Raw genomic sequence first — 10,509 nt, 5'->3', positions numbered from 1 at the left:
AATTGAATCATTGCTTGATTAAACGTCTGCAAGATGGACAGTCATCCATTCCTGCAGGCGTCCTCACAAGATACCTGCGCATACTTTCAAAGAACTTCGAATCGGGCCTCAACGCCGTCTTCGTAGGCTGCGACGTTTCCGTCGTAGCGAGCCGCCCATTATAGCCGGCTTTTCTGCTTCGTCAACACCTTTTTGAGAGGTTGTTGACTCGGCGGCTTCAAGGTCGGCCCGAAGGCTTTTCGTCGAAGCGAGCCGCCTATTATGGCAGGCTTTTTGTTTCCGTCAACACCCTGTTTCGAGGTTGGTGACGTCGCTCCTTGGCGTCGGTCACTGCTGTGATCGGCGCCGTGAAGCGAGGAGGTGGATTCTAGACATCTTTGTGAAAATCGCAATCACTTTTTGTTGCAGAGCGGCAAATCAGGGCTTGGGGCCAGAGTTGGCAAAGTGCGGCGTTGCCTTGAGCCTGCTTTCGCTCTTTTGTCGCCCATTACTTGCTGAGGACCATATCTGGAGCAAGGGTCGATGCCTTGCTGGGCGGGTGGTGCGGAACGCTCGGTTCACCTGGTTGGGCGCTGCCGTGCTTCAGCGCGAAGAGCTGCCCTCACCCCAACCCCCGCTCCGCGCCCCGGCCCTTACGCTGGCGCAAGGGCGTTCGATGGGCAGCGAACCAATGGTTCGCAAGCTGCCCCTCTCACCCCGCGAGCGGGAGAGGGGTTATTGCTCCGCTACTTTTGTCTGGGACCTTAGAGCGGCTTGCTGGGCCACAATGCGGCTTGATCCGTTGCACCTCCATATAGATGACCAATCCGGCTTCGCGTTCGTTCTTTCGTGATCTCTCGCTGCCCGCTGTGGTTGCCGGCTTCATTACGGTGCTGGTGGGCTTTGCCAGTTCGGCGGTGATCGTGTTCCAGGCGGCACAGGCGGTTGGTGCCGGGCAGGCCGAGATTGCGTCGTGGATGTGGGCGTTGGGCATCGGCATGGGCGTGACCTGTATTGGTCTGTCGCTGCGCTACCGGGTGCCGGTGGTGACGGCCTGGTCTACCCCGGGTGCTGCGATGCTCGTGGTCGGGGCGACCACGCTGCCGCTGTCCGATGCGATCGGTGCGTTTGTGCTGGCCGCGTTGATGGGCACGGCGGCCGGTTTCTCGGGGGTGTTCGAGAAGGCAATGCGACGGATTCCGGTGTCGCTGGCCTCAGGCATGTTGGCCGGGGTACTGCTGCGCTTTGGCCTGGATGTCTTTGTATCGGTAAATACCCAACCGCTGCTTGTGTTGCTGATGTTTGCCACCTATCTGATCGGGCGGCGCTGGTTGCCGCGCTATGCGGTGATCGCGACCTTGCTGGTGGGCGTGGCGATCGCCAGCGGCAAGGGGCTGATGCACATGGAACAGGTGCAGCTGCAGATGGCGCTGCCGGTGTTCACCGTGCCGACGCTGTCATGGGCGGCGTTGTTCGGCATCGCCCTGCCCTTGTTCATCGTCACCATGGCATCGCAGAACGTGCCGGGCGTGGCGGTGTTGAAGGCCTCGGGCTATGACGCGCCGATTTCACCAGTGATCGGTTGGATCGGGGTGGTCAACACTGCACTGGCGCCATTCGGTGGCTATGCATTGAATCTGGCCGCGATCACTGCGGCGATCTGCATGGGCCGGGATGTGCATGAAGATCCGGCGCGGCGTTATACGGCGGCAGTGAGTGCCGGCGTGTTCTATATCGTGATCGGCCTGTTCGGTGCGACGGTGGCGGCGGTGTTTGCGGCATTCCCCAAGGAGCTGATCGCGACGCTGGCCGGCATCGCCCTGCTTGGCACCATCGGCAACAGCCTGGCGGTAGCCTTGAAGGAAGAGGCCGAGCGTGAGCCGGCACTGGTGACCTTCCTGGTGACGGCGTCGGGGCTGTCGATGGCCGGCATTGGTTCTGCATTCTGGGGACTGGTGGCCGGCGTGATCACCTTGCTGGTGCTGCGGCGCTGATCGGTGGGCAGCCCAGCCCACTGTGACTGTTGAGGGCTGGAGGCTCCGCCTACCCTCTCCCCAACCCCTCTCCCGACGGGAGAGGGGCTTCCAGGCTCAAAGCGGTTTGACCTCGAACACCTGCTTGAGTGTGTGGCGTCCGCCCGGGGCCAGCTCGATCACATCCGGTCCGGCGTTGGCTGCCTCCACGCAGACGTAGTTGCGCCACGCTGCACCGATGTCGTCCATCTTTGCCGCCCCGGCTTCGCCTGCATTCCAGACCACGGCAGTGCGGCTGCCGCTGGTGCTGATGTCGATGGCCCGCTTGAAGCCCGGGTCGCGCAGCACGTAACGGCCACCGGCCTGGGTGTAGAGGCGATCGCTGCGACCCGGATCACGCGGGTCTCGCAGGTTCCAGTCGCCCTTCTGCACGTGCGCGTTGCCGTTGTCGAGCTTGTCCAGGTAGGTGAGCCCGTCCAGTCCGGTGACATCCACCTTCAAGGCATCGCTGACGTTGAAGTAGTTGTGCAGGGCCTGGGTGAAGCTGGTCGCCTGGCTGCCGGTGTTCTCGGTGATCAGCTCCTGCTCCAGGGTGCGGCCGATGCGCACCACCATCTGCAGGCGCAGCCCGAGGTTGTCCATCGGCGGCGGTGCAAGTGTCAAGACCACGCTGCCATCGGCTTCGCGACGGGCTTCGCGCAGCTCCCAGGCAACAGTGCGTACGAAACCATGCGCAGGCACGTCATTGCCCTGCCCTTGCCGCGAGAAGTACGGCCAGCACACCGGCGCACCACCACGGATGGGCGTGGGCGGTTGCTTGGCACTGGGCGAAAGCCACATCACGTCCTGGCCGCCATTGGGCACGAACGACAGCAACTGCCCACCGAACACGCTGATGGCCGCGGTGGAGAACGGGGTTTCCACCTTCCAGGCGGTGAAACCCTTGAAGTCGCCTGTGCTCAGGCCCTGCACATCCTTCATTGAAACGTTGCTCCGTACGATCGGTGATTGGACAAGTTGCTGGTAATTGGGCGGCAGCCGGAACGCGGTGGGCTGCGCCGGCTTGGCGTCGCGCAGCGCATGCAGGATGCGGGTGCCGGCACGGCCGTCGGCGTTCTTCCAGCCGAGGCGCTGCTGTTCGACCTGGATGGCGCGGCGGGTGGCGGTGCCGACCATGCCATCGGCGCTGCCGATATCGTGCCCGCGCGCGAGCAGCAGGGTCTGCAGTTCGCGACGCTCATCGCGGCCGATGCCGGGGTCATCGGTGGGCCAGGCCGCGCTCAGACCGCTGCCGCCGCGCAGGCGGTCGGCCAGGGTGGCGATCGCCAATGCGTAGCTCTCGGCGGCGTTATAGGAATAAATCGCATCGTAGTTGCGGAACACCAGCAAGGCCGGTCCCTTGGCACCGGCCGGCAGCAGCAAGGCCGCATTGCTGTCGTCAGCGATCGCCGATACCTGCAGCGCTTTGCCATCGGCCAGAGTGATTCCCTGCGCGCGCCAGTCGGCCAGCGGCTTGCGTTTGGTGCGGCCGGCGAGTGCGGCATTGAAGTTGGCCGGGATGCGTACTTCCACGCCCCACGGCTGGCCGCTACGCCAGCCCGACTGCTTGAGGTAATTGGCGGTGGAGGCCAACGCGTCAGGGATGCTGGCGACCAGGTCACGGCGGCCATCGCCGTCGCCATCCACGGCAATGCGGGCATACGTCGACGGCATGAACTGGGTGTGGCCGAAGGCGCCGGCCCAGGAGCCGGTCAGGCCCGTCGGGTTCAAGTCGCCCTTATCAATCAGCTTGAGCAGGGCCAGCAGTTCGCCTTTGAAGAAGGGCTGGCGGCGACCGTTGCAGGACAAGGTGGCCAAGGACTGCAGCAGCGGGCGCTTGCCGAATACGCGGCCGTAGTCACTCTCCACGCCCCAGACCGCGACGATGGTGGCCGGATCGACACCGTACTGGGCGCTGACCTGATCCAGCAGCGCGCGGTGCTGAGTGAGCAGCGCGCGGCCATCGGCGATACGACGGCTGTCGACCAGCGAGGCCAGGTAGTCCCAGATAGGCGTGGTGAACTCGGGCTGCGCATCGAGCAGCGGCAGCACGCTCAGGTCGGGGGTGATAGTGCTGAAAACCTGATCAAATTTTTCGCCGCTGATGCCCTGGGCGACGGCGGCGGTCTTGAGTGAGGCACCGCAGCTGCCGAAGTCGGTGATCGCGGCGTTGGCGGAGAAGGCCAGCGTGAGCGCGGCCAGCGTGGTGCCTGCACGCAGCAGGTTGATCGGGTTCATCCATACGCTCCTTGCACTGGAGCTTGATGATAAGCGGTGTGGTTGCGTTTGGTTGTGGGAGCGGCGTGAGCCGCGAGGCCGGGGATATTTGAACGTTGCGAAGAGCCAAAAAGCACCCCTCCCCAGCCCTCCCCTGCGCTTTGCACAACGGAGGGAGCGGAATCGTAGTGCCGAGCCATGCTCGGCAGAGGCTTCACCGGTAAGGCCCCAGCCGAGCATGGCTCGGCTCTACCTATGGATTCCTGCTATCTGCCTTCCCCTGCGCTGCGCAAGGGAGGGGGCTAGGTGCCGGCTGCGTCGAGGTAATACCAGCGGCCGTCGATGCGCTGGAAGCGACTGTGCTCGACCATCTTTACCGCGCTGCCACCGCCTACCCGATAGCGCGCGGTGAACTCGACTTCAGCTGTGTCTTCGCCGGTGACTACCTGTCGCTTCACGCTCAGGCCCAGCCATTGCGTGCGCTGGCCGGGAGCGTCTTCCAACGAAAGCGTCGCCGGGCGGGTGTCCGGGTGCCAACTGGCCAACAGGTAGTCGACGTCCTTGAGCACATAGGCGCTGTAGCGCGAACGCATCAGAGACTCGGCGTCAGCTGCAGCCTGGCCGGCGTGGTAACGGCCACAGCAGGCCGCATAGGTCTGGTCGCGGCCGCAGGGACAGGGAGTAGTGGGAGATATCTGCATCACTGCATTTTCATCCACGGACGCTGCAGTTCCAAGCGATGGCCCGACGCTGAGCGTATGGCGGCGCATCCTGCGCCAGCGTTGCCATGCGGGCGTTGTTGCCACCCGGACCGTCGTAGCCACTGGACTCACTGTACCCATGGCAGCAGCCAGCGTCCGTGTCGCCGTGGTCGGCACGTGAATGGCGCTGCCGATGGCACGCCATTGATCCGCAAGCCTTTCCTTGTATTGGCGGCTATTTTCATCGCGCACATGGCATGGGACAGCTTGGGCGGCGTGTATCCGCGCTTTTTGTGGACAGTTGTCTGCACATTGTTTTCTTGCCGATTCACGTCACATATTTGCGCGAATCCCGCCAATCCCCGGATGGGGCAACCATGAAACGCCGCCATGTGATCGCCGCAATTTTCCTGCTTGCAGGTTTGCTGCTGGGTTGTCTTCCGGTGTTCTACGCATTGCATCAAGCCCGACAACAAGCCATCGGCGACAAGTACAAGGAACTGGATGATGTAGCGCAGGGGCTTGATCGACGGGTGCGCAACGCAGTCGTCATGCTGACCAGAATGCATGCCGAAATGTCGGCCAGGGGTGAAGCCGCGTGCAGCCCTGCAGGCATCCAGCATCTACAACGGGTAGCAGCGCGAACCCAGATATCCATCGCCGCGTTGTACCTGGAAAACCATCGCGTGGTCTGTTCTTCCAGCGACCCGCTGATGCAGCGACTGGTGCTTGGGCCGGCGTCACAAAAGCGCGCTGACGGCATCCGTGTCTATTCCGATGCGCGACTGCCAGGCGTGCATGATCGCACCTATGCGGTGTTGGAGAAGGAGGGCTATGCGTTGCTGGTGTACCCGGAGGGTGTGATTGCGCCGTTCGTTCGCGCCGACCTGTCGTTGGGCCTGTTCACTCCCCGCAACGGCCGGTACAGCGTTCGCGACGGCGTCATGCTCGATCACTGGGCATCACCAATCACTACTACGCACGCACCGAGTCATTTTCTGGATGTCGAGGCTGGCTACCTGGTGACGCGGCACATCATGCAGACCGGCGACACCGGGGTGATCGTCGCCACGCCAGTTGCCAACATCGATACGCGCGTGGCTCGGTTCGGCCGTTGGTTCATCCCGGCCGGTATCGTGATCGGCTTGAGCGTGCTGGCGAGCGTGCTGCTGCTCAGCCGGCACCAGCTCTCACCGCGCAACCAGTTGCTGCGTGCGCTCAGAAAGGGCCACTTCTTCCTGTTGTATCAGCCACTGATCGATCTGCACGATGGCCGCTGCATTGGCGCCGAGGCGCTGCTGCGTTGGCAGTACGAGGAGGCTACGGTACTGCCGCCTGACCGCTTCATTCCCATCGCTGAAGAATCCGGACTCATCCAGCAGATCACTCGACAAGTGCTGCAACTGGTTGAAAAGGACATGGACAGCTTCCTGCGGCGCATGCCGGCCTTCCGCATTACGGTGAACCTGGCTGCCAGCGATCTGCAATCGGAGCAGACCCCGACGTTGCTGGGCGGGATGCTGGAGAACATCGGCCCGGGCTGTGGTCAGTTCGTGGTGGAGGCCACGGAACGTGCGCTGTTGGAAGAGACCAGTGCATTGAGCGTGCTCGACGCGATCCGCGTACTGGGCATAGAACTGGCCATCGACGACTTCGGCACCGGCTATTCCAGTCTGGCCTACCTGGCCACGTATCCGTTCGACATCCTCAAGGTCGACAAAAGCTTCACCTCCACCGCCTGCACCCAGGCGGTGACCAGCCAGGTGGCCGAGCACATTCTCGACCTTGCCCACACCCTGGGCATGCAAACCTTGGCTGAAGGCATTGAAACCACGGAGCAGGCCGACTTCTTCCGTTGCCGGGGGGTGTTGTATGGCCAAGGCTATCTGTTCGGCCGGCCGATGAGTGCCGAAGCGCTGTTCCAGTTTGTGGCGGCCGACACCCGTGTGTATCAACCTGCGCTGCACGGGCAGCTGCCGTGCGTTGGACGCACGCAGTCGGCACTGTACCAGCGTTGTAGGGGTGGCAACTGACCAACCGGTGATCGACCTGCTTGAGCAGGTAGGCGCTGTAGCGGGAACGCATCAGCGACTCGGCATCCGCTGTGACCTGGCCGACGAGGTAGCGGCCACGGGGGAAGGTGCGAGATGTCTGCGCCCTTCCATCGCCGCACCGTTCCAAGCGATACACCGCCGCACTGAGCGTATGCTGTCGCGCCCTGCGCCGGAGTTGCCATGCTGGAGTTGATTCCACCCGAACTACCTTGGCTGCTGGTCATCGCCTTTGTCGCGGGGCTGGTGGATGCGGCAGTCGGCGGTGGTGGCTTGATCCAGTTGCCAGGCTTGTTCACCGCCCTGCCGCAGCAGACCCCAGCGGCCCTGCTGGGCACCAACAAGTTCAGTTCGGTATTCGGTACCGGCGCCTCAGCGCTGCGCTATGCGCGCGCGGTGCGCTTCCCATGGCGGCCGGTGTTGCTGGCGGCCGCCGCGGCGTTTGCGTTCTCCTTCCTTGGCGCCACCGCCGTGACCCTGCTGTCCAAGGAGGCGGTGCGGCCATTGGTGCTGACCCTGCTGATCGTGATGCTGGGCTATACCCTGGCCAAGAAGGACTTCGGCGCGCTGCACCGGCCGCGCGAGGTCGGCCGCCGTGAGCTGCTGATCGCGCTGGCGATGGGCGGGGTGATCGGTTTCTACGATGGTTTCTTCGGGCCGGGCACCGGCAGCTTCCTGATCTTCCTGTTCGTGCGGTTCTTCGGGCTGGACTTCCTGCGCGCCTCGGCCGCCTCCAAAGTGGTCAATCTGGCGACCAATGTGGCGGCATTGTCGTTCTTCGTGCCCAGCGGCAATGTGCTGCTGGCATTGGCTGTACCGATGGCGGCGGCCAACGTGCTGGGCGCGGTGACCGGCACCCGGCTTGCCCTGCGTGGTGGCACCCCATTGATTCGCAAGCTTTTTGTGGTGCTGGTTGTGGTGCTGATCGCGCGCATGGCCTGGGATACCTTCCGCCCGGCGTGAAACCCGCCTGCACATAGCTAAATCTTCATCACTGGAATTTCTTGACGTACGTCACATAGTGGCGGAGTAAGAAGCCAACCCGGGGATGGCGCCACCATGAAGAACCGCTACCAAATCGCTGCGCTGCTACTGCTTGCCGCCGCGATACTTGCCTGTGTGCCGGTGCTGTACTCGCTGCATCAGGCGCGTAAACAGGCCATCCGCGAAAAGTACGTGTTGCTGGATGACGTCTCGACGAGCATCCGCCGCGAGGTCGCTGGCACCATCGACGTGATAGAGCGCCTGAGCGCGGAAATGCGCAGCAGCGGCGATGCCCCCTGCAGCCCGGCCGGGCTGCTGCGCATGCAGCGCTTCGGCATCAGCTCGCACATCGTCAAGAGCACGCTGTACCTGCAGGACGGCAAGGTCGCCTGCTCCTCCGGCGGCGCACTGATGCGGGAGATCGTGCTGCCTCTCCATCCCTTGCGCGCAGCTGACGGCGTGCTGGTCTATACCCAGGTGCAGGTGCCCGGCTTGTCCGGTCGCGAGTACGTGATTCTGGAGAAGGACGGCTACGCGCTGCTGGTTTTCCCGGACGGACTGATCTCCCCATTCGCCCGCCCGGATCTGTCACTCGGCCTGTTCAACAGCATGGATGGCCGCTACGCCGCGCGCCAGGGCACCTTGCTGCAGCGCTGGACCACGACGGCGGTCGACAAGGACAACGACGGCCACTTCACTGACGAGGAGGCTGGCTATCTGGTGGTGCGGCGCGTGCTCCGTCCCGGCGGCACAGGGATAGTCGTGGCCACGCCACTGACGGCAATTGATGCGCGCATGGCGCAGTTCGCACACTGGTTCATCCCGCTTGGCATCATTGCCGGGCTGGCGGTGCTAGGCATGGCACTGGTGATGATCCGCCGGCAGTGGTCGACGCGTGCCGAACTGCTGCGCGCCATCAACAAGGGGCATTTCTTCCTGATGTACCAGCCGGTGTTCTGCCTGCAGGACGACACCTGCATCGGCGCCGAGGCGCTGTTGCGTTGGCAGCACGAGGACGGCACCGTGGTGCCACCGGACCGCTTCATTCCCTTTGCCGAGGATGCGGGGCTGATCCAGCTTGTTACCCGGCGGGTGCTGGAACTGGTGGTCCAGGACCTGAGCGGCTTCTTCCGCCAGTACCCGCGCTTCCGCCTCGGGGTGAACCTGTCGCCGCGCGACCTGCAATCAATGGAAACACCACAGTTGCTGGCGGATATGCAACGCGCCATCGGTGCCGGCAATGGACGCTTCGTGGTGGAAGCCACCGAGCGTGGCCTGTTGGAGGAAGCCAGCGCACAGGACGTGGTGGCGGCGATCCACGCGATGGGCATCGAAATCGCCATCGATGACTTCGGTACCGGCTATTCCAGCCTCGCCTATCTGACCACCTATCCGTTCGACATCCTCAAGGTGGACAAGAGTTTCACCTCCACCGCCTGCACCGAGGCGGTGACCAGCCAGGTCGCGACCCACATCATCGAGCTGGCACGCAGCCTGGGCATGCAGACCCTGGTGGAAGGCATCGAGACCCAGGAACAGGCCGACTTCTTCCGTAGCAAGGGCGTGCTCTACGGACAGGGCTATTTCTTTGGCCGGCCGATGCGAGCAGCCGATCTGAGTGCATTCGTGCCATTGCATACGCATCCTGGGCAACATGCAGCGCTGCAGTCAGGCACGAAGGACAAACCTGTCACCAGTCCCGATTGATCCCACGCAATGCGCCTGCAAGGCAAACGCGGGAGCCTAGCCACGTGCGGAATGACCGCAGTTGTGGAGGCTTTCCATGCAACAGGATTTTTCCGGCAGCATTGCGCTGGTTACCGGTGCCGCCTCCGGAATTGGCGAGGCGGTGGTGCGGCAACTCGCGGCGCGCGGCGCGCGGGTGTTGGCCGCCGATATCGACGGAAATGCTGCCACCGCCGTGGCCATGTCACTGGACGAGCGGGTGCAAGCCCTGCAGGTGGATGTCAGCGACCCGGACGCGGTGCGGCTGATGGTCAACGCCTGCAACGAGCGCTTCGGCGGCCTGCACCTTGCGGTCAACAATGCCGGCATCAGCGGCGCCAGCCTGCAGACCGCCGATTATCCATTGGAAGAATGGCACCGTGTGCTCGGGGTCAACCTGCATGGCGTGTTCTATTCGATGAAGTACGAAATCCCAGCGATCCTTGCCAGTGGCGGCGGTGCCATCGTCAACATGGCCTCGATCCTGGGCAGCAACGGCTGGGCCGGCGCTGCCGCCTACGTGGCGGCCAAACACGCTCTGGTCGGCATGACCAAGAGCGCGGCACTGGAATACTCCGCACGCGGGTTGCGGGTCAATGCGGTGGGCCCGGGTTTCATCGATACACCACTGCTGCAGAGCATGGACGACCGCGCCTACGCCGGGCTGGTGGCGCTGCACCCGGCCGGGCGGCTGGGCACGGCCGAGGAAGTCGCGGCGTTAACCTGCTTCCTGTTGTCGGACAAAGCCTCGTTCATCACCGGAAGCTACCACTTGGTCGACGGTGGCTATTCAGCACGATGACCTGATGTAACTGCCGTTTCACTACGCGGATTCAGGTT

Annotated in this window: 7 protein-coding genes and 1 pseudogene; 5 read left to right on the top strand and 3 right to left on the bottom strand. The window is 63.5% G+C overall.

The window, feature by feature from the left end:
• Positions 1-797 precede the first annotated feature (797 nt).
• Positions 798-1,973: a benzoate/H(+) symporter BenE family transporter gene (locus tag ACVOLS_RS16820; RefSeq protein ID WP_481546575.1), complete on the top strand. Its 1,176-nt coding sequence runs from the start codon at positions 798-800 to the stop codon at positions 1,971-1,973.
• Positions 1,974-2,069: 96 nt separating this feature from the next.
• On the opposite strand, the gene ACVOLS_RS16815 is transcribed toward ACVOLS_RS16820, so the two are convergent.
• Both ACVOLS_RS16815 and ACVOLS_RS16810 read right to left on the bottom strand, forming a co-directional pair.
• Complete coding sequence (locus ACVOLS_RS16815) at positions 2,070-4,229, bottom strand: lytic murein transglycosylase (protein WP_481546574.1); 2,160 nt, start codon at positions 4,227-4,229, stop codon at positions 2,070-2,072.
• Between the two features lie 281 nt (positions 4,230-4,510).
• On the bottom strand, positions 4,511-4,909 hold the full coding sequence (locus ACVOLS_RS16810; RefSeq protein ID WP_481546576.1) for a YchJ family metal-binding protein: 399 nt from the start codon (positions 4,907-4,909) through the stop codon (positions 4,511-4,513).
• A gap of 377 nt (positions 4,910-5,286) precedes the next feature.
• Between ACVOLS_RS16810 and ACVOLS_RS16805 the strand changes: the two genes are divergently transcribed.
• Positions 5,287-6,942 (top strand): EAL domain-containing protein, encoded by a 1,656-nt coding sequence (locus ACVOLS_RS16805; protein ID WP_481546573.1) that lies wholly within the window; start codon positions 5,287-5,289, stop codon positions 6,940-6,942.
• Between the two features lies 1 nt (position 6,943).
• On the opposite strand, the pseudogene ACVOLS_RS16800 reads toward ACVOLS_RS16805, so the two are convergent.
• Positions 6,944-6,994, bottom strand: a pseudogene (locus tag ACVOLS_RS16800) (hypothetical protein); the annotation flags it as partial.
• Between the two features lie 149 nt (positions 6,995-7,143).
• Between ACVOLS_RS16800 and ACVOLS_RS16795 the strand changes: the two are divergent.
• The 3 genes from ACVOLS_RS16795 to ACVOLS_RS16785 all read left to right on the top strand — a co-directional run bounded on the left by ACVOLS_RS16795 (position 7,144) and on the right by ACVOLS_RS16785 (position 10,471).
• Positions 7,144-7,923, top strand: a complete 780-nt coding sequence (locus tag ACVOLS_RS16795; RefSeq protein ID WP_481546572.1) for a sulfite exporter TauE/SafE family protein — start codon at positions 7,144-7,146, stop codon at positions 7,921-7,923.
• Positions 7,924-8,019: 96 nt separating this feature from the next.
• Positions 8,020-9,651, top strand: coding sequence for an EAL domain-containing protein (locus ACVOLS_RS16790; protein WP_481546571.1), 1,632 nt, complete (start codon positions 8,020-8,022; stop codon positions 9,649-9,651).
• Positions 9,652-9,727: 76 nt separating this feature from the next.
• Positions 9,728-10,471, top strand: coding sequence for an SDR family NAD(P)-dependent oxidoreductase (locus tag ACVOLS_RS16785; protein WP_481546570.1), 744 nt, complete (start codon positions 9,728-9,730; stop codon positions 10,469-10,471).
• Positions 10,472-10,509: the final 38 nt, after the last annotated feature.

It is taken from the genome of Stenotrophomonas sp. STEN038 (assembly GCF_056759895.1).
This window is presented reverse-complemented; position numbering and strand designations above follow the sequence as displayed.